A 24,330-nucleotide genomic window follows, 5' to 3' on the forward strand; every position below is an offset into this window, starting at 1 on the left:
GGTTGGGGCGTATCTCAGATGGAAGAACGCCGATCCCAAACCCATCCGATGGCAGTTCGACAATTCCCAGGCCCGCGTGAAACTCAGATCACTATATCCGTCCGTTTAAGGTTTATGGGATACTAGGCCTCGAACCCGCTTCTTGATTTCCCAAGCTGCCAAGGCCCTGCCCGGCGGTCGATGCCCGCCGCCCCCGCGGCGGTAACACGACGACCCATCCGCGAAGGACTGCCCGGGCCTCGAACCCGCTTCATGATCCCCCAAGCCGTCAAGGCCCTGCCCGGCGTCGGCTTGGGGGCGGCGGGCATCGACCGCCGGGCAGGGGAGAGGAGAGGGTTAGTTCGGCGGGTCGCTTCGAGTTCCCGGTAGCCGGACTGCCCGGGCCTCGAACCCGCTTCATGATCTCCCACGCCGTCAAGGCCCTGCCCGGCGGTCGATGCCCGCCGCCCCCGCGGCGGTAACACGACGACCCATCCGCGAAGGACTGCCCGGGCCTCGAACCCGCTTCTTGATTTCCCACGCTGCCAAGGCCCTGCCCGGCGGTCGATGCCCGCCGCCCCGTTCAAGCTTCGGCAGGAAGAATGAGCTCGAACTCGTTCAGATTGCCGCCCGCCGAGTAGGCGAGCTCACCACCGTGGGCGCGGGCCAGCTCGCGGGCGATGTTGAGCCCCAGACCGTGGCCGCGGATGTTTTCACCTACCGCCTGGCCGCGACGGAAGCGCTCGAAGATGGTCTCGCGGTCCTCCTCGGAAATGAGCACTCCGCTGTTGGCGATCGTGACCGTGATGCCATCGCTCCGCCGCTCGGCGACGAGCCGGACGAGGCCGCGGGCCGGCGTGTACTTGGCCGCGTTCTCGATGAGGTTCTGCAGGATGAGCCGGATGCGGCGGGCATCGGCGCGGGTTTCCAGCGCGGGAGAAATGTCGGACTCGATCGTGATCCCGCGACCCTCGGTGAGAACCTCGAGGTCGTCCCGGGCGGCCTCCACGAGGGGGGAAAGGTCGAGAGTTTCCTCCTCCAGGGCGAGCCGTCCGGCATCGGCTTGGGCGAGAAGAAGCAGGTCCTCGATGAGCGCGGTGAGGCGCCTTGTCTGCTGCCGCAGGCTCTCGATTTCCGGCGCCAGCGCCGGGTCGGCATGCACGGCCAGTGTGTCGAGTCCCGCACGAAGCACGGCCACCGGCGTCTTGAGCTGGTGGGAGGCGTCGGCGGAAAAGCGGGTGGCGGCTTCGTAGGACGACTGGAGGCGGTCGAAGGTGAGGTTCAGCACCGAGGTGAGCCGCGCGATCTCGTCGCGCGCCTTCGGCATCGGCAGGCGCTCGCCGAGGTTTTCCGCGGTGATCCGCTCGGCGGCCGCGGTGATGATCGCGACAGGCTGCACGGCCCGGCGGCCGAGCCACCAGCCACCCACGAAGACGACGATGGCGACGAAGGGGACGCTGAGGCCGAAGCCACGCAGCAGGGAGCGCTGGAAATCCTCGATGGTGCCGAGCCGCGTGCCGATGCGGATCAAGTACGGCCCATCCCGTACCGTGACCAGCCGGCAGTGGCGGTTGAAGAGTTCGCGGGTCTCGCTGCCGGGTTCGGTGTCGAGCAGGATGCCGCGGAGATTCGGCGACTGGTAGAGAATCTGGCCTTCGGGGCCCTCGACGATGAGGTAGCGGCCCCGCAGGGAAAGGGGGATGAACTTGGCGCTCAGCGAGCGCCGGGGATCGACGGGTGCTCCGCGGAAATTCCGCAGGTCGCGCACCAGCTCGCGGGCATCGTTTTCCAGGGTCTCATCGAGCTGGCCGATCTGGTGGAGCCGCACGGCGGGGATCACCACGGCGGCTCCGGTGATGAGCGCGAGGATCGTCAGCAGGGCGGCGTAGAGGCCGACCTTCACCTTGAGCGATCCGCGCCTGGTCACGAGCCGGAGGATGTAGCGGAGGCCGGGTGCGATGCCAACCCTTCAGCTCCTCGCCTCCAGCTGATAGCCCACGCCACGCACCGTGGTGATGATGGAGGGCTCACCCTTGCGGTCGATTTTTTTGCGCAGCCGCATGATGAAGATCTCGACGGTGCGGGTGTCATACTCGTGCTCGCGCTCCCAGATGCGCTCGCAGATCTCGTCGCGGGAAAAGGTACGCCCCGGCTCTTGCAGCAGGATGTGCAGCACTTCGAGCTCGCGCGGGGAAAGGTCGATCCGCTCGCCGCCGCGGGTCAGGCGGCGCTTCGGGACATCGAGACAGAGGTCGCCGACCTGGATCACGGTGGATTGCTCGGCGGGTGCGCCGCGGCGGCCGAGCGCCTCGATGCGGGCCAGCAGCTCCTCCAGCGCGAAGGGCTTGGTGAGGTAATCGTCGGCACCGCCCTTGAGTCCGGCCACGCGGTCGCCGATCTCCGAGCGGGCGGTGAGCATGAGCACCCGCGTCGGCAGCCCGGCGGCACGGATCCGGGTGAGCACCTCGAAGCCGTCGAAGCCGGGCAGGTTCACATCGAGGATGACGAGATCGAAATGCCGGCTGCCGGCGGTCTCGACCGCGCCGGGGCCGTCGGCCACGTGCACCACCTGGTGGCCGGCCCGTTGCAGCGCGCGCTGCACGTGGCCGGCCAACTGCGGTTCGTCCTCGACCAGTAGCAGATCCATTCCGACCGGAATCTGACCATGCGAGGGAAAGCCGCCGCAAGGACGGGCTGCGGCAGGCTTGGTAACGGTTTGTTAGGAAACCTGGCTCAGAAGCCGGTGACCAGCCGCATGAAGAGCTTCGTGCCGCTGGCCGGAACACGCACGGTCACGCGGTCGATGCCGGTGCCGAAGGCGTCCTTTTCGACGGAGATGGTGACGTTGCCGACGCCATCGACCGGCGTCGTCCAATCGCCCAGTCCCGCCGAGAGCTCGGCATGCGGGCCGCTGGCCTCGGACACGGCCGTGCGGCGGAAGGTGAAGGTCGTCCAGTCGCCTTCGGTTTCGAAGTCCGGAAGCAAGCCGGCCGCGGCATCCGAGGGGCTGGCGGGGTCACCGCCGAGCACGAACTCGAGCGCGTTGCTCAGCCCGTTGCCGTCGGGGTCGGCGGTGGCCAGGCGGTCGGCTCCGGCGAGTCCCTTTGAATCCAGCCAGAAGGCGAAGCCGGGATCCAGGCTGATGGAATTCGGCGCGGTGCCGGGCACGGTTTCGCCGGGCAGCAGACGGGGATATTCGAGGAAGGTACCCTCGATGACGCGCCGATCGAAGCCGGGGCCGGCCCAGGCCACGGAAAGGTAGTCGCCGCCCACGCCTTCCTTGCCGAGAGCCTCGATGTAGCAGCGCTGCCCGGCGGCCAGCGTGATGGTGGCCGAGGTCTGGCTACTAAAGTTGTCGTAGTTCTCGTAGCCGGTCGCGCTGTCGGCCCAGGCGATGCGGGTCCTGGCCGCCGGGTCGCCGGTGGTGGAAAGCCAGAGCTCGCTGTCATCGTCGGAGGCGATCCAGAACGTGTAGTCACCGTCGCGCGGCGCGATCAGGTATCCATACACGCGCTGGCCGTAGTTCTCGCCCCAGTCCTGCGGCGTCTGGAAGGAGTCGAGAGACTCCACCAGGTCGGGGCTGTCGGGGTAGCCCGCATCGTTGGTCAGGTAGGAGATCTCGTTGCCGCCGATGCCGGTCCAGACCTCGCGGCGCAGGGCCGCCACCTCGGGCGGCGCGCCCGGGTAGGTGAGGAAGCGCCCGTCGAGGATCGTGCGCGCAAAGGACGGGCCCTCCCACGCGACCGACAGGTGGTCGCCGTGGAGGTCGTCCTTTTGCAGCGCCTCGATGTAGTAATCGGCGCCCGCGACAAGCGGCAGGACGCCCGAGGCCTGGCTCGGGAACTTGTCCCACTGCCGGAAATCGGTGAAGTCCGGCGTGCTGGCCAGCAGCAGACGGTGATCGCGTTCCTCGTCCGGGGAAAGCCACAGTTCGCTGCCGTCATCGGCGGCGATCCAGAAACGATAGTTGCCGGTTTCCGGAACCCGCAACAGGGCGGAAACACGCTGCCCGTAGTGGTCCGTGAAGCCGGAGGGCGCTTCGAAGGCGGTCAGGATGCCTCGCGTTTCCGGCACCCCGGACTGGTAGGCGGCGTTGCCGGTGAGGTTGGAAACGGCACCTCCGGCGATGCCGCTCCACGTCTCGCGGCGCAGCGACGGGATGCCGGGGATCGAGTCGAAGTGCTCGAGATACGGGTTTTGTAGTAGTTGTCGGGCGAAGCCGGGGCCCTGCCAGGCCACGGCCACGTAGTCGTTGCCGCCACCCTCCTTGTGCAGGACCTCGAGGTAGTAACGGTCTCCGGCGACCAGGGCCAGCGGCACCGACTTCTGGCCGGGCTGCACGTCCCAGGCTTGCTCGCCGGTGGCGCCGGTTGCTTGCGCGGCGAGCACGCGGTTGGCCGGGTTGTCGCTGGTGGAAATCCACAGCTGGCTCTGGTCATCCGAGGCGATCCAGAAGGTGTAGCGACCCGTTTCCGGAGCGACGAGGTAGCCGGAAATCCGTTGGCCGTAGTTGTCGCCAGCGGCGGTGTTGGCTTTCAGTCCGCTCTGGGCGGGAAGGGTGGTGGTTTCCGAAGGCGCGGCCGGAAACGCCGCCAGCGAGGTGAGGTCGCTGACGTTGTTCCCGGTGACGCCGGTCCAGCGCTCGAGCTTGAGCCGGGTGCGGTCGGCCGGTGCGTCGGGCGTCTCGAGGGATTCGTGGGTGATCAGCTTGCGCGCGAATCCGGGGCCTTGCCAGGCCACCGCCACGTGGTCGCCACCGATGCCATCATGGTGCCGGACTTCGAAATAGTAGCGCTGACCGGCGACCAGCCGGCGGGCGGCGGAACGCTGACTTGTCTGCGTGTCCCAGGCCTCGGGCTCGACGTAGCCCGTCAGGTAGGCGATCTGCACGAGATTGGCCGCAGTGTCATCGGTGGAGAGCGAAAGCGTGCTGTCGTCATCCGAGGCGATCCAGAAGCGGTAGGTCCCGGTGGCCGGCGGGACGAGGTAACCGCTGAGTTTTTGCAGGTAGTCATCGCCCACGTCGCTCGGTGCCTTGGCATCGACGATGGTGCCGCGGAAGTCGGCGGTGGAGGAATCCGGGAAGTTGTTCCAATCGCCGCCGAACCACAGCTCACGCCGCAGGCCGGGCCGGAACTGGTCCGGATAGTCGAGATAGGAGCCGCTGATGACCTGCCGGCCGAAGCCCGGACCCTGCCACGCGACCGCCAGGTGGTCACCGCCGACGCCTTCTTTCTGCAGGGCCTCGATGTAGTAGCGCTGGCCGGCTACGAGGGATATCGTCGAGGACTGCTGGCCGCTCTGGGCGGTCCAGTCGCGGGCGTTGACCGATCCGGTCACCTGGCAGAGCTTGCGGCGGTTGGCGGGGTTGGCATCGGTGGAAAGCCGCAGCTCGCCCCCGTCGTCCGAGGCGATCCAGAAGGTGTAGTCGCCGGTGGCGGGCGGGATCAAAAAGCCGCTCATCCGCTGGCCGTAGTTGTCGCCCCAGCCGCTCGGAGCTTCGAAGGAGGCGGTGTAGCCGGTGACCTGCGGGTTGCCGGGAAAATAGAGGGAGCTGGTGAGGTCGCCGAGCGACTGGCCGCCGGACAGGCCGGTCCAGACCTCACGCTTGAGGGCGGGGCGGGCGATCGTGACGGTGACCGTGGCGCTGTCCGACAGCGGCGTGGGCGAGTTGTCGGTGGCGGTGACCGTGAGCACCCGCGTGCCCGCGGGCAGCGGACCGGTGACCATGCGCAGCTCGCCGGTCAGCTCGTCGATCTCGAAGGCGCCGTCGGTATTTCCATCGGTGATCGAGTAGCGCACCGTGGTGCCGGGGTCGGCCCAGTCCGGGGCATCGAGCGTGGCCAGCGTGACGCCGACATCGCGGTCGAAGATGGTGACGGCGAGGTTGTCGAGCTGCGGAGCTCCATGGTTGTAGAACTCCTGCGTGACGTGCGGCGCGCCGAGCACGGTGCGGTCGAAGTTCGGGCCCTGCCAGGCGACCGAGAGGCTGTCACCGCCGACGCCCTCTTTTTGCAGCGCCTCGATGTAGTAGAACTTGCCCGACTCGAGGGTGATGGTGGCCGACTGCTGGGTGGCGTATTTTCCCCACTCGCGGAAGCCGGTGGCACCGGTGTGGTAGGCGATCCGCTGCTTGTTGGCCGGGTTCGTGTCGGTGGAAAGCCACAACTCACCGAAGTCGTCGGACGCGATCCAGAAGGTGTAATTGCCGGTGTCCGGCGCGCGCAGGTAGCCGGTCAGGCGCTGGCCGTAGTTGTCGGCCGAGTTTTCGGCGGTTTCAAAATGGGTCTCGTAGGTGACGAGGTCCGGATGGTTCGGATAATCGGGGTCGGAGGTCAGGTCGCTGATCGCGTTGCCGCCGATGTTCGACCAGTATTCGCGCTTCACGGCGAGGGGCTCCACTTCGATCGCGATCTGGGCTGCGGTGGCGAGGCCCCCGCTGTCGGTCACAGTGACATCGAGGTGGTAAACCGGCAGGGTGGCGAACGATAGCGCGCCATTGACCCTCAGCTCACCACTGCCGGCATCCAGGGCGAAGGCATTGCCCGTATTGCCGCCGGTGATGGTCCACCCGGAAAGCACCGACCCCGGCTCGTAGTCCGCGGCATCGAGGGTCGCGATGACCGTGCCGGCGGTGGCATTTTCGCGGACGCGGTAGGTGCGGCTGGCGATCCACGGCGCGCGGTTGGCGGGAGTGCCGGGGTATTCGAGGTTTTTGTTCGCGATCAGCTGGCGCGGCTGGGAGGGCGTTTGCCAGGCCGCGCTGGCGTGGTCGCCTCCCCAATTTTCCCGGCTGAGGAACTCGACATAATATCGCTGGCCGGCGACGAGCGGGATGTTGGCGGACGGCTGGCTCCACGAGCCGGCACCGGTGTCCGAGGAGTTGAAGGCCACGCGGACCTTGTTCGCGGGGTTGGCGTCGGTGGAAAGCCACAGCTCGCTGGCATCATCGGCCGAGGTCCAGAAGACATGGTTGCCCGTCTCGTCCGGAACCAGGTAGCCGCTCAGCTTCTGGCCGTAGTTGTCGGCCGGATAGACGGCTTGGAAAGTGGGCGCCCGGCCGGAAATCGTGGGCTGGTTGGGATAGCGCGCGTCACCGGTGAGTCCGCCGATCCCGCTGCCGCCGAGGTTGGTCCACAGCTCGTATTTCAGGCCGTAGGCCGGAGCCACATCAAGGTGCACCGTCTGGTTGGCGGAGGAGCCGTTTTTGGAATAGCGGACGGTGAGGTCGAACGCGGCGCCGGCGGTCAGTGCGGCCGCGTTGGCGACACGGATGAGGCCGGTCGAAGAACTGATGCTGAAGGCCGAGTCGGTGTTGCCGGCGCGGATCGAATAGGAGCTGTTGCCGGGATCCACGATGCCCACGGCGGCACCATTCAGCGAGGTGGGATCGACCTGGAAGGCCCACACGGCGGAGGCGATGCTGCCGGTGATGCGGTATTGGCCGATCGAGCCGTAGTCATCGTAGCCGTTCGAAGCCCAGCTGCCGTTGCCGACGCCATCGACGGTCACGGTGTAGGTGCCGGCCCCGAGCGTGGCGGAAAGATCGGCGGTCAGCCGGTCCGTCGGGCTGGAAGTGGCGATCACCGAGCCGGTGGAGCTGAACAGCTTGGCCTCGATATCGAGGTCCGGCAGGCGGTCGGCGTTTTCGAAATGCAAACTCACCGGGCCCCCGGTGGTGGTGAACGCGTAGCGATCGACATCGTAGCGGTTGATGATCACGCCGGACTGGTCGACCGAGCCGCCGCTGCCGAGGACGAACGGTTTCACGGGAGTGGAAGTATCCTGGCTTTCATCCGCCCGCTCCGGCACGGAGGTGCCGATGATGGCGATGTCGTCCTGGTGCTCGTTGGCGTCGTTGTAGTCGCCCTTGCTCCAGTGGTTGATGGGCTTTCCATACGGCGCGCCCATGATCGGGCCCCAATTACCATGACCGTCGTAGTATCCGGCGCTGCTGGTGCCGTCGTGGCTGAGGCCGAAGGTGTGGCCGGTTTCGTGGGAAATCACCAGCGAGGCGCCGCTGTTCGAGTCGAAGTTCCAGCACACCGGCGAGCCGGACTCGCGGAAGGTGTTGTTGAAGGCCACCCCGCCGGCACCGGCGAAATTGTTCGAGGTGGTGATGCAGTGGATCCGCAGCCCTTCCGGCGCGCGCAGGTAGGCTTGGAGGTCGGTCGTGACGTTGACTTCGAACGGGGCGTAATTTTCGGCCACTTCCTTCCAGATTTCCTCCACCCGCTCCGCGGTGAAACGATAGGCCGGCGCGACGATCCGGGCACCGCCTTCCCACGCGTGGCCTTCGATCACCTCGCCATCGAAGTCGAGATAGATGACACCCTTGGCTCGCGGCAGGCTGCTGAGGATCGGGATCGGTTCCGCCAGCACCCCGACCGAGCGGCCGTCGTTGTAGATGGGGATTTCCTGGGGCTCGGGAGCATCGTTCCGGGTCATCGGCTGCCAGTTCGGGTCCGGCTCGCAGATGACCTCGCCGAGCGGCCGGCGGGCGACGGTGAGCCGGCCGTCATCGGCGCTGCCGTAGACGTAGGCGATGCCCTCGTCACGACGGAGAATGAAGCCCCGGTAGCCCCAGGGCTCGCGGGCGATCTGGTAGATGTCGTCCCGCCCGGCAAGCCGGCCGCCGGCGATCGTGGCACCGTTGCCGACGGTGCGGACGTAGTTGACCCTGGCATCGACCACCGATCCATCCGCGAGGGGCAGCCGGATGATGGCATCCTTTTCCAAGGACCCGATGCGGTCGAAAAGGCCGGCCGCCTCGGTGGCGACGGCGGTGGGATCGGTCACTCCGCGGTCAATCCTGGCGGCAGGGGTGGGTTGCTCGACCGCGGCGGGTTCATGTTCCGCGTGCCGCGCTTGCGGCTGGGGACGCGTGCCAAAGAAGAGGGCGATGGAGCCGCCCCCGAGGGCGACCAGCAAAGGAAGGGTTTTCAATTTCATCCGACAGGTTTTGCGGGAGAGTGCGTCAAGCGCGACCGATTCCCGTGATTGTGGGTAACCGAGGCGTCCTTTCAATGTCAACTGCCGCGGCTCAAATGGAAGGGGAAAACGGGATTCGAATTGCGCAACATTCTGGAAGCCAGAGGCTTGGAGGGGTGCGGAACGAGACGGGAACCGATGCCTTTCGGGTTTAAAAAAATCTGTCAGCGGGTTCGAGAGGGGGGCAAGCGCCGGTCCGAGGGAAGGAATGGAAGGGGGTCGGATCCTTCAGTGGCAGCAGCTCGGCAGCTCTTCGACTTGCTGCGTTTCGCCCGCGGCGGCGGGCGGCTGGTTCCACTTCGGCAGGGTGCCGTGCAAGCGCCAGGCGAGGACCAGCGCGGTGACCAGCGCGAGGCCGCGCTGCAGGCGGGCGAGGCGGACCGGGGTGAGCCGCAGGCGCAGGCGGTGGAAGGAATGCTGGGCCAGCCACAGCAGCGGCACGGTGCCAAGGCCGAAGGCGAGCGCCGCCTCGGCCCCGCGGGCGGCGGAGCCGGAGGCCATCAGGGCGATGAAGACCGCGTAGAGCGGGCCGCAGGGGAGGAAGGGGGTGAGCAGCCCCATGGCCGCCGAGCCACCGATCACGGAGGCCTTGCCGACCTTGAAGCGGGCGCGGGCAACGAGCTGGCTGAGGATCTTCGGCCGCGGGATCTTTTTATCGAGTCCGCTGGCCAGCAGCAGCAGCGCGAGCACCAGCGCCCACGGCAGGATGACGGCCGGAGAATCGAAGAACCAGTGCAGCGGCTCCTTTCCGATCGCCCCGCAGATGGCGCCGATCACCCCGTAGGAAAACAGCCGCGTGCCGTGGTAGAGCGAGGCTGCGGTGAGGCGCTCGGTCTCCGACTTGGCCAGGGTGCCGACCCCGCAGGCGATGGGCCCGCACATGCCGGCGCAGTGAAGCGAGGTGGCCAGGCCGACCGCAAGCGCGCCGAAGGTGGTGGTGGGGTCCATGGTGGAAGGAGCGGGTGGCAAGTAGCGAGTCGCGGCGGAAATGGAGACGGGTCAGTGGTCGGCGGGTGCCGGGGTGGGGGATTCGAGTTCCTGCGGGGCGTGTTTTTTCGCGAGGGTGATCAGCGTGGCCCAGGCACCGATCAGGAGCAGAAAAGCGAGCACCACGAGAATCCAGGGATGTTTGCGGGGCATGGGGAAGTTATGGGTTAGGGATATGGGACCTCTTGCTAGCTGCCACTCGCTTCCTGCTACTTGAGCGAGTCCGGGCTGGGGCCGAGGAAGGTGACGGCCTGGTCGATGACGACATCGCCGGGCTCCGCCGACACGCGGAAGGTAAGGGTGGCGCGGCCTTGATACGAATCGATGGGCGAGATGGCAACGAACTGGCGCGTGATTTCGCCTTGGGCGGGCACCTTGACGGTCTGGTCGCCGCCGCTGAGGAGCATGCCCGCCGGCGGATCGACGAGGGTGACGGTGAAGCGGGCCTCCTGGTTGCGTTTGTTGAGGAAACGGAGCTCGTAGAAGTTCCGCACGCCGACCGCATCGGCCTGGAAGGGCTGGCCGGCCATGGCCACCTTTTTAAAAGCGGCCGTGTAGGGCTTGGCTTTCCGCGAGGCGGTGAAGGCGAAGGCGCCGAGGCCGAGCAGCAGTAACACGGTGTAGGCAATGATCCGCGGGCGGAGGATGCGGCGCTTCTGCCGGGTCAGGCCGTTGAGCGAATCGTAGCGGACGAGGCCGGTCGGGCGGCCGATCTTCGTCATGATGTCATCGCAGGCGTCGATGCAGGCGGCGCAGCCGATGCACTCCATCTGCAGGCCGTTGCGGATGTCGATGCCGGTCGGGCAGACGTTGACGCAGCGTTTGCAGTCGATGCAGTCGCCCTCGGCCTTGCCCTTGGCGCCGCGGGGCTCGCCGCGGGTTTCATCGTAGCCGATGATGACCGTGTCGTCATCGGTCAGCGCGCTCTGGATCCGGCCGTAGGGACACATGATGATGCAGAACTGCTCACGGAAATACCCGAAGCAGAACCACAGCACGAGCGTCAGAAAGGCGATGATGCCGAAGGAGGTGGCGTGAGCCATGGGACCCTGCCCCATGTAGGAGTACAGGCGCTCCAGCGAGACGAAGTAGGACAAAAACACGTGCGCGATGAGGGTGGCGCAGAAGGCGTAGAGCGCATGTTTGGAGACGCGCTTGATCACCTTCGAGGTGGTCCACGGGGCGGCATCGAGTTTTTTCCGAGCCTGCGCGTCGCCCTCGATCCAGCGCTCGATGCGACGGAAGATGTGGTCGAGGAACACGGTGTAGGGGCAGGCCCAGCCGCACCACAGGCGGCCGAGCAGGGCGGTCACGAAAAACAGCGAGAACCCGAGCCCGGTGATGCCGAAGAACATGACCCACAGATCCTGCGGCACGAGCGTGAGGCCGAAGACGTGGAAGCGGCGGTTTTCGACGTCGAAAAACAGGGCGGGCTCCCCGTTGATGCGGATCCACGGCAGGGCCACGTAGAGGACCAGCAGGGCGATGCCGAAAATCCGGCGGGCGACGCTCCATTTCCCATGCACGTCGGCGGGGTGGAGGAAATAGCGGGAGCCGTCGTCGTTGATCGTGGTGACCGAGTCGAGGTTGGGCTTCTTGGGCGAGGTGGTGGCCATGGGCGGGCAAAATATGCCGGCGTGAGAATAAAGACGCTCCGCATCCGGTGCCGGGTGCGGAGCGTATTTTACCACAAAATATGCGGAGCCGGCGCACGCCTTCCCCCGCATGGTCTTCCGTTTCTACGAGGCGTAGATTTTCTCGTAATACTCGGCCGCCATGCGGTCGGAGCCGAAGTAGGGAAGCACGTCATCCATGCTCTTCTTTGCCATCGCCCACCAGTCCGCCGGGGTGTCGTAGTAGAGCGGCAGGATGCGCTCGCGCAGCGCGCGGTGAAGACCGACCATGTCGTGGTGATCGCGGTCCTCGGGGGACAGGTTCGGGTCGGCCGGCGGGACGATGAAGGAGTTCACGCCATCTTTGGCGAATTCGCAGACCCAGCCATCGTAGGTGGAGAGGTTGAGCGAGGCGTTCATGGCGGAGGCCATGCCCGAGGTGCCGGAGGCCTCGCGGGTGACCACCGGGTTGTTCAGCCAGATGTCCGAGCCGAGTTTCAGCGCGCGGGAGAGCTCCAGCTCATAGCCGACGAGAACGGCGGCATTCGGCAGATCCGAGGTGAGGCGGATGAGGTGGTTGAAGGTCTCGATCGCGCCGTAGTCGAAGGGGAACGGCTTGCCGGCCCAGATGATCTGCACCGGGCGGTCCGAATCGCGGATCAGCGCCTGGAACAGCTTGGCGTCGCGCGTGATCAGCTCGGCGCGCTTGTAGCCGGCGAAACGGCGGGCCCAGACGACGGTGAGCACGTCGCGGCTGAACAGTTTGCCGGTCTGGTCGGCGACGATCCGGAACAGGTTGTCCTTCAGCTCGCGCTTGCGGTCGCGCAGGAAGTCGAGGTCGTTGCTTTCCCGCGCCCGCTCGAGCCCGCGGTCCTTCCAGTATTTCGCGTTCTGCGCGTTGGTGACGTGGACGATCGGGCAGATGCCGTCGTGGTGGCCCCACATTTGGCGGGAGACCTCGCCGTGCAGCTTGGACACCCCATTGGCCATGTGGCTGAGGCGCAGGGCGGCCAGCGAGTGGTTGAAGGTATCGTCCCGGAGATCGACCGCATCGCGGACCGTCTGCTCGTCGAGACCGCCGAAGAAGCTGGCGTGGAGCAGGTGCTGGAAGTTGTGCTTCTCGTTGCCCGCCTCCTCCGGCGTGTGGGTGGTGAAAACGAAGCGCTTTTTCACTTCGGCCACATCGCCGCCGTGCTTTTCCAGCACCCGGAAGGCGGCGGAAAGCGCGTGGGCCTCATTGAGGTGCCAGACCTCGGGATCGACTCCCAGTTCTTCGAGCAAGCGGGCACCGCCGGCCCCGAGCACAGTGTACTGGGCGACCCGGCGGCCGGGATCGTTGTCGTAGAGGCGCTGGGTGATCTGCCGGTCGTCGATGTCGTTCTCGTCGAGGTCGGTGGTCAGGAAAAACATCGGCACCGTGCCGAATACTTCCGAAGGCAGGAACTTCGCGCCGACCCATACCGGCTTGCCGTAAATCGGGATCTGGAAGCGGATGCCGGTATCCTGCAGGAAGGCGTACTGCTTCTTGCGGAACTGGACCGCCATTTCCCGGCCTTCGCCGCGGGTCTGGTTGTAGTAGCCGCAGGTCCACACGATGCCGATTCCGCACAGGTTCTGCTTCAGCGCCGCGGCCGAGCGCATGTGCGAGCCGGCCAGGAACCCGAGGCCGCCGGAGTAAATCTTGAATGACTGGTCGATCGCGAACTCGCAGCAGAAGTAGACGGCGCTTTTCGAGTACTTCGGATCGATCTCGTAGGGTGGAGCGTAGGTTTCGGGAAGAAAAGAGGTAGCCATAGTGGTGGGCGTTGGTGGGCGGGGTGCTTCGGCCCCGGGGCCGGTCAGTGATTTCATGGCGCCCGGCGGGGCCCGGCCATAGGGGTGGGCAATCCGGCGCGGCTTGTCGAGTCAGGGAGTCGGCATGCAGTCCCGATGCCGACTCCGTTCGAAATTCCGTCCTAACAAGGTGCCATATCTTGGGTTTGCGATTTTTTTTTGAGTCCCGGCTCGGAAGCCGGAATCGTTGTCAGCACCAAATGATCCAGCGCCCGATCCGGGTTCAACGTGTTTTCTCGTAGCACTACATCTGGTATGCCACGAATTACAGGTCCACAATATGTTTGATCTTAGGGGCATAAAATGCGGAAGTATGCGGCGCTGTGTCTGACACTCTTCGCTACGCCGCCGCCACCGTCGGGACTCTCGAGGTTCCGGATGAAGTCTCCCTCGTCTACACGATCTCCGGCTGTCCGCTGCGCTGTGCCGGCTGCCATTCCGCGGACCTGCGGAACCCCGCCGCCGGCGAAAAAATCGACGTCGAAAAACTTTCCGCCACCCTTCGCCGCTACCGCGGCCTGGCCAGCTGTGTGTGTTTCCTTGGCGGCGAGTGGCAGCCGGAGGCGCTCATCGCGCTGCTCCGGGCCGTCCGCCGCCAGGGTTTGGCCACCTGCCTCTACACCGGGCGCACCTCGATCGACGACCGGATCGCCGTCGAGCTCGACTACCTGAAGCTCGGCCCTTGGATCGCCGCCCTGGGCGGACTCGACAGCCCGACGACCAACCAGCGCTTCCTCGACCTCCGCACCGGCCGCGATTTGACCCACCGGTTCCGCCACTTCGAGGAACGGCGCGAGTCGCTCAGGCCCGCGGCCTGACCTTCTCCAGGCCTCCGGTTTTTTCCCAAACACCCGACACACCTACGTCCATGCAACGCCAACTCGACTTCATCGACCGCTACATCGCCGCCCGAAACTCGGCCGACGGCTCGCTCGTCGATGCCAATGCCAACGTCACCTCCAAGAACGCCGCCGTGCTCGCCGCGGAGATCCACAAGCAGGAAAACATCCGCATCCACCGCGCGCTGATGACCCGCAAGCTCGAGCAGAAGTTCGACCGCGAGACCGCCGCGGCCTACCTGCGCCAGCTCGAGAACCACGAGATTTACACCCACGACGAGACCGCGCCCTTCATGCCCTACTGCGCCAGCGTCAGCCTCTACCCGCTGCTGCGCGAGGGCCTGGTGCCGCTGGGCGGCGAAAGCAAGGCCCCGCAGCATCTGGCCTCCTTTTGCGGCAGCTTCATCAACTACGTCTTCGCCGTCTCCGCCAACCTCGCCGGCGCCTGCGCCACCGTCGAGTTCCTCAACTGCTTCGATCACTTCGCCCGCAAGGACTACGGCGAGAACTACCTCGAAGCGCACGAGTACGCGATCGCCAACCACCTCCAGCACGTCATCTACGCGCTCAACCAGCCCGCCGCCGCCCGCAGCTACCAGAGCGTCTTCTGGAACATCTCGATTTTCGACGAGAACTACTTCGAAGGCATGTTCGGCGACTTCGTTTTCCCGGACGGCGACCGCTCCAGCTGGTCCAGCGTGCAAAAGCTCCAAGCATTCTTCATGCGCTGGTTCAATGCCGAGCGCGAAAAGACGCTCCTCACCTTTCCGGTGGTCACCGCCGCCTTGGTCCACGACCACGAGGAGCCCCGCGACGCCGGCTTCGCCGAAATGCTGGCCGACGAGCTGTCGCGCGGAAACTCCTTCTTCATCTACTCCAGCGACAGCGTGGACTCGCTGTCCTCCTGCTGCCGGCTGCGCAATGCGCTCGACGGCGACAACGACTTCTCCTTCTCGCTCGGTGCTGGCGGCGTGATGACCGGTTCGATGCAGGTCATGACGATCAACTTCAACCGCCTCGTCCAGGACGGGCGCGACCTCGCCGGGCAGGTCGGACTTTTGCACCGCTACCTCGTCGCCCGGCGCGAGATTATCCTTGAGTTCGATGCCGCCGGCCTGCTGCCGATCTACTCCTCGAAGTGCATCACCCCGGAAAAGCAGTACCTCACCATCGGCGTCAACGGCATGGTCGAGGCCGCGGAATTCAGCGGCCTCGATCCTTCGAACAACGAGGCCTACATCCAGTGGGTTTCGGAAAAACTCAAGGTCATCAACCAGCTCAACCGAGCCGCGAGCCAGGAATTTGGCGCCCGTTTCAACACCGAATTCGTCCCCGCCGAGAATCTCGGCGTGAAGTTCGCGCGCTGGGACGAGGAAGCGGGATATGTCGTCCCGCGGCCATGTTATAACTCCTACTTTTATCCCGTGGAAAGGGACGACGTGAACGTGCTCGACAAGCTCATCCTCCACGGCGACCGCGTCACCCAATACCTCGATGGTGGCTCCGCCCTCCACCTCAACCTCGAGAGCTACGCCACCAAGGAGTCCTTCGCCAAACTCATCCGTGCGGCGATTCGGACCGGCTGCAATTACTTCTGCACGAACGTCCGCGTCACCTGCTGCAATGATTGCGGCAAGATCGACAAGCTGACCCGCAACCACTGCTTCGAATGCGGCTCGAAGAACATCGACCACGCCACCCGCATCATCGGCTACCTCAAGCGCGTCTCCAGCTGGTCCAGCGAGCGCCAGGACGAGCATGACCGGAGGGCCTACCACGTCAGCGGGTGATCCGCGTAGAGCCGCGGCCTCGGCCACGGCGCGGCGGACCAGGGGCGGCGGGCATCCATCAGGGGCGGCGGGCATCGACCGCCGAACAGGGTCCCGGCACGGGTCTCGCCGCCCAAGGATACTTCGAGTCCCCCGCAGCCCTCGCTTCCCCCTCCTCCAACCCACTCCCCGAACCGCCAAGCTGCGCCCGCCCCGCCCGGCGGTCGATGCCCGCCGCCCCCGGGCCAGCCCCATCGACGGGCGCTGATCAGGGGCGGCGGGCATTGACCGCCGGACAGGGCCCTGGCACGGGTCTCGCCGCCCAAGGACACTTCGAGCCCCCCGCAGCCCTCGCTTCCCCCTCCACCAACCCACTCCCCGAACCGCCAAGCTGCGCCCGCCCCGCCCGGCGGTCGATGCCCGCCGCCCCCGGGCCCGCCCCGTCGATGGGCACCGATCAGGGGCGGCGGGCATCGACCGCCGGACAGGGCCCTGGCACGGGTCTCGCCCCCAAGGACACTTCGAGTCCCCCGCAGCCCTCGCTTCCCCCTCCACCAACCCACTCCCCGAACCGCCAAGCTGCGGCCGCCCCGCCCGGCGGTCGATGCCCGCCGCCCCACCCGCGATCATGCCGTGTCGCTGGCTGCGGCCGGCTCGTCGATTCGTGAAACGGTCGCGGTCGCCCGGTTCCGCCATCGTTCCACCGGCACCTCGATGTATCTCCAGGAAAGCCAGCACACGCCCCACGAGGCGAGGCCGAACACCCCCATCATCAGCGCGCTGGTCGCGTGTCCCTCGGGGAGTTTCCACAGAAACGGAACCACCCACCCGAGCGCCAATGGCACCAGCGTGTGGAAGAGGTAGAGCGAATAGCTGATCTTCGCAATGTGCCGGGTGACCGGGTGTTCCAGCAGCCAGGCCAGCCAGCGCGGCAGGCCGGAAAGGCTGGCCGCAATCAGACCGCAGAGCGCGATGGTCAGGAAGGTCTGCTTGAAGTAGCGGATGCCCTCGATCGTGTGGCCCGCCTCCTCCAGTGAGTAAAGTACGGCATATATCGTAGCCGCAACCCAGGCCACCGCCTTCAGGCGCTTGTCGTCGGCCGCCATCCCGCGCTGGAGCAGCACGGCGAGCAGGGCGCCGAGGCCGAGGTAGTCGAGGCAGCAGCTCGTGATGGCTCCGGCCTGCGGCAGGTGGGAGAACTCCGTTTGCAGGATGTATCGGGAAAGCGGTGCCAGCAGGGCGGTGACGAGGCAGGCGGGGATCAGCGCCCGCCGCGGCAACATCAGAATGACCAGCGGCCACAGCAGGTAGAACTGGCTCTGGATGGCGAGCGTCCAGTAGTGGGAGGTGCCCGAAGGCCAGGCCGGCAGGCTGGCGATGTGGAAATTGGCGAGCTGGGCGAGATACCAGCCGGGGTTTTCGACGAAGTCAGGCGCGCGGACGATCCAGGCGAAGGCGAAGGCGGCGAAGCAGGGGATCATGATCCGCATCGCCCGGCGGCGGACCATCGTCTGGTAGAGTTTCGGTTTTCCCGCGGCCTTGTCGCGAAGCACCACCCGGGTCACGAAAAAGCCGGTGAGGGTGAGGAAAAAGTAGAGTCCGGTCTCGAAGGGCAGGGGCGTCTCCCACGCGTCGGGGATCCAGTGCAGCCACATCACCCCCAGCACGCCGAAGGCGCGCCAGCCGTCCAGTTGGGTGTTCCGCTTCGTGGCCACGCGCGCGGTTCTAGGGGGCGATTCCGCGCCTGGACAGGGGAAAGGCGGCTGGGGTGCTGATTGTGAAACATCGAAGCCTCGACCCGGGAGCGGGCGGCGACTCCGGCGCAGCCTCTTCGTGACGGGCGCTGTTTCAGAACCCGGGGGGCGGAGTTTCCACGCCCCAATCCTCCCGCGGCTGGGCCCCGAGAGTGAAACGGAGGGTGCCGCCCGCGGCCAGTTCGTCCCAGAAGAGCCAACACCGGTCGAGGGGCTCGCCGTCGAAGCTGGCGGACTGGACGTACACGTTCTCCGCGGAGTGGTTCGCGGTCTCGATCACCAGGGTCTTCTCTTTTCCGAGCTGGACGGTGGCCTTTTCGAAAAGCGGGCTTCCCAGCTCGACGATCGGGCGGCTGTCCGTGAGGCCTTTCACATCGAAGATCCCCAGCGAGGCCATGACGAACCACGCGCCGAGCTGCCCTTGGTCTTCGTCCTGGCCGCGACCGTAGCCGTGGACGGGATCGGTGCCGTAAAAACGGTCGCAGATCCGACGGGTCCACTTCTGGGTAAGCCACGGCTTGCCGGAAAAGTTGAACAGCCAGGAGATGTGCAGGCAGGGTTGGTTGCCGTGGTTGTAGAGCGATTGCACGCCGGCGAAGGCATCGATCGTCTGGCCTCCGCTGAAGTCATCCTTTTCGGAAACCTCGAAGATCCTGTTGAGACGCTGGTTGAATTCGTCCCGCCCGATCGCCTCGATCAGCGCGACGGGCTGATGCGGCACGAAGAACGAATACTGGACGGCATTTCCCTCCTGGAATCCACGCCAAGCCTCTTGCGGGTTGAAGCGATCAATGAAATTACCGTCCGCGGTCTTCGGCTGGATGTAGCGGTTCTCCGGGTTGAAAAGATGGCGCCATCCCTTGGCCAGCCGGCTCAGCTCGTCATGGTCGTCATTTTTTCCGAGATCGAGCGCCATCTGGGCGGCGGCGTGGGCACTGAAGCTATACTCCAGTGTGTGCGAGGAGGCGAAATTCGAGCCCTCGGGATCGGTGCGATCCTCGGGATGGAACGGCACGTATCCCCGCTCCACGAAGGCCTTCACGTCCGCCTTGCCAGCCCCCACGGGTCGATCCTTCCAGCCGAGTTCGTTCTTTCGCACTGCTTCATAGACCGGCTCCATGTCGCCCTCCAGGATGCCCGTCTGGTAAGCACCGGCGATGGCGAGGCCGACCATGTTGGTTCCGACACCGGACGCATAGGCGCTGTTGGCGAAGCCATCTGCGAACCACCCGCGGTCGCGGTAGATCGTCATCTGGGTGTGGACGAAACTGGAATACCATTCGGGATAACTCAGCGCCCACAGTTGTGTGAGATTCCAGTAGCCTCCCCAGATCGCATCGCTGTTGATGAACTGGCGCTTCGGATCGTCCGCGCCTTCCGGGAAATGCCCGGTGCTGCCGTCGAATTTCGGGTAATCGCCGCTTACATCGCACGCGACTCCCCGCCCGAGCAGGGCGTGAAACAGACCGGTATAGAACTTCGTCTTGTTGGAAACGCTTTCATCTTCGATGGCGATGCGCCCGAAGGCCTTCCGCCATTCGTTCTGAGCCGCGGCTTTCGCCTCATCGAAGGAAAGCGAAGCGGCCTCGGCCTGGAGGTTCGCCTTGGCCGCGGCGATGGAGGTGTAGGAGAGGCCGACCTTGATGCCGATCTTTTCGCCCTCCTTCGTCGCATAGTTCAGGGCGAGGCCGGCACCCTTCCCATCAATCGATTTTTTCCCCTCGAAGACGCCCTTATGATTGAAGGCCGTGACGCCCGCCGGTTTCTTGTCGAGCACGCCGTGGAAGTACATCGTCACGCTTCCCTGCGGATCGTAGCGCTCGACATACTTCGGATAGGTGCGGACGAAGCCTTCGAAATGGAGGTCGTCCACCATGCGCACCGATGCCGCGGTGACCTCGCTGCTTTCGCCCTGTTTGTTTCCGATATCCAGAAGGATGTGGGCCGAGTCTGAGGCCGGGAAGGTGTAGCGGTGAAAGCCCACGCGTTTCGTCGCCGTCAGCTCGGCGGTGATCCCGTAGTCATCGAGATGCACCTGATAAAACCCGGCCTGGGAGATCTGCTTTTCGCGCTTGAACCGGGACCGATAGCCGCTGGCCGGGTCACTGAGGTCGCCGGGACTTGTTTGCAGCTCGCCCGTGGTCGGCATGAAACACACGCCGCCGATCTGCCACTCGTGGGAATGCACGAATCCCGCGATGGACTCGTGACGCGCGTCGTAGCCGACCGCTTCCCATCCCGACGGGTTGCCTTCGTGGCCGTTGGTCGAAGGCGCCAGCTTCGCCATCCCGTAAGGCACGGCGGCCGGCGTGTAGAAAAACCAGCGGCTGTGCGCGGTTCCGATCTCGGGATCGACGTAGGCGAGCGGATCGTCGGCACCAGGGCCAGACTGAGCCAGCAGGAGCAGCGACAGACCCAGGAGCGGAGCGCGATGCATGGCCGAAGCCAAAGAAGGAACAAAACAAGCGTCAAGAAAGTTTGTCCGAACATTTGAGCTGGATTCTGAAAGAAGGTGTCGTTCTCGTTTGAAAGAGCGGTAATAAATGTCCGAACATTTGACTTCTCAACCACTCATTTTTGTTTCAGTCGTTTGGTCCATGACCCGATCCAACTACGACAAGTACCCCGAAGTGAAGGTGGGCGGCATGGACGACCAGTGCTGGAGCGGCTGGCCAGAGGTAGTGGAAGTGCTGGCCGACCAAAGCGGCGACGGCGTGATGGTCATTGAGTGCTACGTCGGGGTCGATGTCGGGGAAATCGTGGCGGCGGTCGGCAAGCATCTTCCCGCGGCCACGGTTTTCGAAACGCAGCGGGCTTTCCACCACCCGGAGGAGATCGAGCGGAAGGTGGAGCCCTTCCTCGGTCACGGCGATCCGCTTTTCGGCTCGCTCTCGGCGTTGCGGATGGAGGATTTCCTGTCGCCGGAAAAAACGGCCGTCCTCCGAAAAGAGATCGATGCTGTCAGCGGCGGACCCGCGGTGGTGATCGGCCCCGGAGCGAGCCTCGTGGCGACGGGAGACCTTGTCGTTTACGCCGAGATGCCACGCTGGGAAGCGCAGGGGCGCATGCGCCGCAACGAGATGTCGAACCTCGGTACCAACAACGGCGAACTGAAGTGGAACCTCCAGTACAAGCGCGCGTTCTTCAACGACTGGCCGGTGTGTGATCGCCTCAAGCTCGGCCTGCGGCAGATCGATTTCCTGCTTGATACCTGCGTGCGCGGCGAACCCAAGCTCATCACCCGCGAGGCCGCCGCGAAGGCCTGCGAGACCGCGCTCGCCCGGCCGTTTCGCGTGGTTCCCTTCTTCGATCCCGCACCGTGGGGAGGCCAGTGGATGAAGCGCGTCATGGCCTTGCCCGAGGACGCGCCGAACTACGGCTGGTGCTTTGACTGCGTGCTGGAGGAAAACAGCATCCTGTTCCGCTTTGGCGAAACGGTCGTCGAGCTGCCGTCGATGAACGTCGTGCTTCACGATCCCGTGAGGCTCCTCGGACCCCGCGTCCACTCGCGCTTCGGGCTGAGCTTTCCGATCCGCTTCGACCTGCTCGATACCGTCGGAGGCGGGAATCTGTCGTTCCAGGTCCATCCTTTCACCGACTACGTCCAGCGCCACTTCGGCATCTCCTACACGCAGGATGAATCGTACTATCTGCTCGCGGTGGAGGAGGGCTCGTCGATCTATCTCGGATTGAAGGAAGACGTCGTGCCGGAGGAAATGATCGCCGCTCTCGAAGCCGCGCAGTCGCAGGGCGTGCCATTCGACGACGAGAAATTCGTCTGCCAGTGGCCGGCGAAGACGCACGATCACTATCTCATCCCCGCCGGCACCTGCCATTGCTCCGGAGCCGGCACGCTGGTGCTGGAAATCAGCGCCACGCCGAACATCTTCACGTTCAAGCTCTGGGACTGGGGCCGCCTCGGGCTCGATGGCCAGCCGCGGCCGATCAATGTCGAACGCGGAAAAACCAACATCGCCTGGGAGCGGCGGGAGAAGTGGGTGGGGCGGGAACTGGTCAACGCCGTCACCGAGCTGGGCACCGGCGACGGATGGCGCGAGGAGCGGACGGGACTCCACGAACTCGAGTTCATCGAAACGCGTCGTCACTGGTTCACCGGCCCTGTCGAGCATCACACCGGCGGCGGGGTGAACGTCCTCAATCTCATCGAAGGCCGCGAGGCCGTGGTCGAGGGCCCGACCGGCGCGTTCGAGCCCTTCGTCGTTCATTACGCCGAGACCTTCATCGTGCCGGCCTGCGTGGGACCCTACACCATCCGTCCCTGCGGCGAGTCGGAGGGCTCCACCTGCGCCACGCTCAAGGCCTTCGTCCGCGCGTGACCCTTTCCTGAAAAAACCCATGTCCACTCCCTCATCGCACGGCGCACCCATGAGCCGCCTGTTGCTGACCAGCGCGTTGGCCTCGTCGATCGGCTCGTTCCTGTTCGGCTTCGATACCGCGGTCATCGCGGGCACGACCTCTTCGCTGCGGGAGGTGTTTTCGCTCAGCGAATCCCAGCTCGGCTTCGCGGTTTCGTCCGCGCTCTTCGGGGCCGTGGCCGGCGCGGCAGCGGTGGGAAAACCCTGCGAGCGCTTCGGTCGGGTGAAGACCCTGTTGGTCCTGGCGGTGCTCTATCTTGTGTCGGTGCTCGGCTGCGCCGCGGCGTGGGATCTCAGCTCGCTGATGGTGTTCCGTTTTATCGGCGGTCTGGCGGTTGGCGGATCGTCGGTGGTCTCGCCGATGTACATCACGGAAATCACGCCGCCCGCGCGCCGCGGACTGCTGGTGGCGGTGAGCCAGTTGAACATCGTGGCAGGCATCCTGGCGGCGCTGGTTTCCAATTACCTCATCGCCGGGTGGATCGGGCTCGCGCCCGAAGCCGCGGCGTGGCGCTGGATGTTCGGTGCCGAAGCCTTGCCCGCCGTGCTGTTCCTGCTGACCGTGTTGCCCATCCCCGAAAGCCCGCGCTGGCTGGCGCACCGAGGACGCCACGACGAAGCGCTCGCCACACTCAAACGGCTGGGGCATCCCGATGCCGAGGGCGAAGTCGCCCGCATCCGGGCTTCGTTCGAGGTCGGCAGGACGACTCGCGAATCCCTCTTCCAGCGTCGCTACCTCAAGCCCTTGCTCCTCGTTTTCGCGCTCGCCGCCTTCAACCAACTCGATGGCATCAACGCCATTCTCTACTACATCACCGATATCTTCCGCATGGCCGGCTTCGCTGAAACCGATGCCTTCAAGCAGTCGGCCGTTATTGGTGCGGTGAATCTCGTCTTCACCCTCCTTGGCATGGCGCTGATCGACCGCATCGGCCGTCGCCCGCTGCTGCTGATCGGCTCGGCCACCTTCATCCTCTCGCACTGCCTCGCCGCCTGGGTGTTCCTCACCGGCAGCGGCGGATGGCTGGCGGTGCTCGCCGCCGCCGGGATCGTGGGCTCCCATGCCTACTCCCAGGGAGCCGTGATCTGGGTGTGCATCAACGAGCTGCTGCCGAACGCGATCCGCGCCACCGGTTCCTCCGCCGCCTGCTTCGTCCTGTGGGGGCTGGCCATTCTGGTAAGTACGGCGTTTCCCGTGGTCATCTCGACCTGGGGCGGCTGCGTGTTTCTGATCTTCGGGGTGATGATGGCGATCCAGTTCCTCGTGGTCCTGGTTTTCATGCCGGAGCCCAAGGGTCGCTCGCTCGAAGAGATCGAGGGAGCGCTGGGCTCGTGAGTTTTTCATGAATCGACAGCGGATTTCACTCGGCGGACCCTGCTCCGTGTGAACTCATTCCTTCGATGAAAATTGATCACGGCAGCCCGGTTCCCCTGCATGCCCAGGTGGAAACCTTGCTGCGCGAGATGCTCAAACAGCCGAAGTATCGGGAGGGAGCGTTGCTTCCGCCGGAGGCGAGAATCGCCGAGCAACTCGAGGTGAGCCGCAACACCGTGCGTGCGGCGATTTCACGCATGGTGCAGGAGGGCGTGCTCGAAAGGAAGGCAGGCCACGGCACCCGCTATGTCAACCAGCCCTTGAGGACGAGTCTGAAAAGCTGGCCGAGCTTCAGCCGGGAGATGAAGCAAAAGGGCATCGAGGTCGTGGTGTTCTCCCTGACCGCCGAATTCCTGCCGGCGCCCGATGAGGTCGCCCGCGTGCTGCGGCTGACGAAGACCCAGCGTGAGGGCCGGGTGCTCAAAATGGAGCGGGTCCGGGGATATGATGACGTTCCCGCGGTGTATTCGATTTCCTGGTTTCATCCCCGGACCGGACTTCAAGCGGCTGACGACTTTTCCAAGCCGCTCTATCAGCTCGTGCATGCCCAATCCGGCCTGGCGGCGGACTCTTCGGAGGAGGAAATCTCGGCGGCCTTGGCGGACAAGGCTCTGGCAGGAAAGCTCGCCTGCGACCCCGGGAGCGCCGTTTTGGTCCGCCGCCGGATCGTGCGCGACCCCGCGAGGAAGGAGATCGAGTACAACCTGAACTTCTATCGCGCGGACCGATTCTCCTACGGCCTGACGCTTCAGAAGTAGGGAGAATGTCCCGCTCGCGGGGGTGACATTCGGAACATCAGAGCGGGCAGGCCGAG

14 protein-coding genes are annotated in these 24,330 nt (G+C 65.3%); 5 read left to right on the plus strand and 9 right to left on the minus strand.

The genetic code is table 11. From position 1 onward, the window contains the following. Positions 1 to 562 precede the first annotated feature (562 nt). From ABXH26_RS17050 to glgP, 7 genes are all read right to left on the minus strand, one after another. Positions 563 to 1,906, minus strand: coding sequence for a HAMP domain-containing sensor histidine kinase (locus ABXH26_RS17050; RefSeq protein WP_353568306.1), 1,344 nt, complete (start codon positions 1,904 to 1,906; stop codon positions 563 to 565). Between the two features lie 42 nt (positions 1,907 to 1,948). After that, the gene (locus ABXH26_RS17055; protein ID WP_353568307.1) at positions 1,949 to 2,626 is read right to left on the minus strand and encodes a response regulator transcription factor; all 678 of its coding nucleotides are present in this window, start codon (positions 2,624 to 2,626) and stop codon (positions 1,949 to 1,951) included. An 86-nt stretch (positions 2,627 to 2,712) separates the two neighbouring features. Continuing rightward, a complete protein-coding gene (locus ABXH26_RS17060) occupies positions 2,713 to 8,931 on the minus strand; it encodes a PA14 domain-containing protein (RefSeq protein ID WP_353568308.1) in 6,219 nt (2,072 codons plus the stop codon). Positions 8,932 to 9,198: 267 nt separating this feature from the next. Beyond that, the gene (locus ABXH26_RS17065; RefSeq protein ID WP_353568309.1) at positions 9,199 to 9,918 is read right to left on the minus strand and encodes a sulfite exporter TauE/SafE family protein; all 720 of its coding nucleotides are present in this window, start codon (positions 9,916 to 9,918) and stop codon (positions 9,199 to 9,201) included. 51 nt (positions 9,919 to 9,969) lie between these two features. After that, complete coding sequence (locus ABXH26_RS17070; RefSeq protein WP_353568310.1) at positions 9,970 to 10,110, minus strand: hypothetical protein; 141 nt, start codon at positions 10,108 to 10,110, stop codon at positions 9,970 to 9,972. A 56-nt stretch (positions 10,111 to 10,166) separates the two neighbouring features. After that, positions 10,167 to 11,573 (minus strand): cytochrome c oxidase accessory protein CcoG, encoded by a 1,407-nt coding sequence (gene ccoG / locus ABXH26_RS17075; protein WP_353568311.1) that lies wholly within the window; start codon positions 11,571 to 11,573, stop codon positions 10,167 to 10,169. 123 nt (positions 11,574 to 11,696) lie between these two features. After that, a complete protein-coding gene (gene glgP / locus ABXH26_RS17080) occupies positions 11,697 to 13,364 on the minus strand; it encodes an alpha-glucan family phosphorylase (protein ID WP_353568312.1) in 1,668 nt (555 codons plus the stop codon). A 362-nt stretch (positions 13,365 to 13,726) separates the two neighbouring features. Between glgP and nrdG the strand changes: the two genes are divergently transcribed. Both nrdG and nrdD read left to right on the plus strand, forming a co-directional pair. Continuing rightward, positions 13,727 to 14,221 (plus strand): anaerobic ribonucleoside-triphosphate reductase activating protein, encoded by a 495-nt coding sequence (gene nrdG / locus ABXH26_RS17085; RefSeq protein WP_353568313.1) that lies wholly within the window; start codon positions 13,727 to 13,729, stop codon positions 14,219 to 14,221. Between the two features lie 50 nt (positions 14,222 to 14,271). Beyond that, on the plus strand, positions 14,272 to 16,032 hold the full coding sequence (nrdD, locus tag ABXH26_RS17090) for an anaerobic ribonucleoside-triphosphate reductase (RefSeq protein WP_353568314.1): 1,761 nt from the start codon (positions 14,272 to 14,274) through the stop codon (positions 16,030 to 16,032). Between the two features lie 605 nt (positions 16,033 to 16,637). Here the strand turns inward: nrdD and ABXH26_RS17095 are convergent. Further along, positions 16,638 to 17,726: an acyltransferase family protein gene (locus ABXH26_RS17095; RefSeq protein WP_353568315.1), complete on the minus strand. Its 1,089-nt coding sequence runs from the start codon at positions 17,724 to 17,726 to the stop codon at positions 16,638 to 16,640. Between the two features lie 133 nt (positions 17,727 to 17,859). Beyond that, positions 17,860 to 20,202 carry a GH92 family glycosyl hydrolase gene (locus ABXH26_RS17100; RefSeq protein ID WP_353568316.1) on the minus strand — a complete coding sequence of 781 codons (2,343 nt, stop codon included), beginning with the start codon at positions 20,200 to 20,202 and terminating at the stop codon, positions 17,860 to 17,862. Positions 20,203 to 20,362: 160 nt separating this feature from the next. Between ABXH26_RS17100 and ABXH26_RS17105 the strand changes: the two genes are divergently transcribed. The 3 genes from ABXH26_RS17105 to ABXH26_RS17115 all read left to right on the plus strand — a co-directional run bounded on the left by ABXH26_RS17105 (position 20,363) and on the right by ABXH26_RS17115 (position 24,274). Further along, the gene (locus tag ABXH26_RS17105; RefSeq protein ID WP_353568317.1) at positions 20,363 to 22,102 is read left to right on the plus strand and encodes a class I mannose-6-phosphate isomerase; all 1,740 of its coding nucleotides are present in this window, start codon (positions 20,363 to 20,365) and stop codon (positions 22,100 to 22,102) included. Positions 22,103 to 22,151: 49 nt separating this feature from the next. Next, positions 22,152 to 23,477 (plus strand): sugar porter family MFS transporter, encoded by a 1,326-nt coding sequence (locus ABXH26_RS17110; RefSeq protein WP_353568318.1) that lies wholly within the window; start codon positions 22,152 to 22,154, stop codon positions 23,475 to 23,477. 65 nt (positions 23,478 to 23,542) lie between these two features. After that, positions 23,543 to 24,274 (plus strand): GntR family transcriptional regulator, encoded by a 732-nt coding sequence (locus ABXH26_RS17115; RefSeq protein ID WP_353568319.1) that lies wholly within the window; start codon positions 23,543 to 23,545, stop codon positions 24,272 to 24,274. Positions 24,275 to 24,330 lie beyond the last annotated feature (56 nt).

The sequence above is a fragment of the Haloferula sargassicola genome (genome assembly GCF_040362925.1).
GTDB lineage: Bacteria > Verrucomicrobiota > Verrucomicrobiia > Verrucomicrobiales > Akkermansiaceae > Haloferula > Haloferula sargassicola.

Excerpts from the sequence above, each read along its gene's own strand:
- ABXH26_RS17055 (WP_353568307.1), bottom strand. The coding sequence starts at position 2,626 with ATGGATCTGCTACTGGTCGAGGACGAACCGCAGTTGGCCGGCCACGTG.
- ABXH26_RS17060 (WP_353568308.1), bottom strand. The coding sequence starts at position 8,931 with ATGAAATTGAAAACCCTTCCTTTGCTGGTCGCCCTCGGGGGCGGCTCC.
- ABXH26_RS17065 (WP_353568309.1), bottom strand. The coding sequence starts at position 9,918 with ATGGACCCCACCACCACCTTCGGCGCGCTTGCGGTCGGCCTGGCCACC.
- ABXH26_RS17070 (WP_353568310.1), bottom strand. The coding sequence starts at position 10,110 with ATGCCCCGCAAACATCCCTGGATTCTCGTGGTGCTCGCTTTTCTGCTC.
- ccoG (WP_353568311.1), bottom strand. The coding sequence starts at position 11,573 with ATGGCCACCACCTCGCCCAAGAAGCCCAACCTCGACTCGGTCACCACG.
- glgP (WP_353568312.1), bottom strand. The coding sequence starts at position 13,364 with ATGGCTACCTCTTTTCTTCCCGAAACCTACGCTCCACCCTACGAGATC.
- nrdD (WP_353568314.1), top strand. The coding sequence starts at position 14,272 with ATGCAACGCCAACTCGACTTCATCGACCGCTACATCGCCGCCCGAAAC.
- ABXH26_RS17100 (WP_353568316.1), bottom strand. The coding sequence starts at position 20,202 with ATGCATCGCGCTCCGCTCCTGGGTCTGTCGCTGCTCCTGCTGGCTCAG.
- ABXH26_RS17105 (WP_353568317.1), top strand. The coding sequence starts at position 20,363 with ATGACCCGATCCAACTACGACAAGTACCCCGAAGTGAAGGTGGGCGGC.
- ABXH26_RS17110 (WP_353568318.1), top strand. The coding sequence starts at position 22,152 with ATGAGCCGCCTGTTGCTGACCAGCGCGTTGGCCTCGTCGATCGGCTCG.
- ABXH26_RS17115 (WP_353568319.1), top strand. The coding sequence starts at position 23,543 with ATGAAAATTGATCACGGCAGCCCGGTTCCCCTGCATGCCCAGGTGGAA.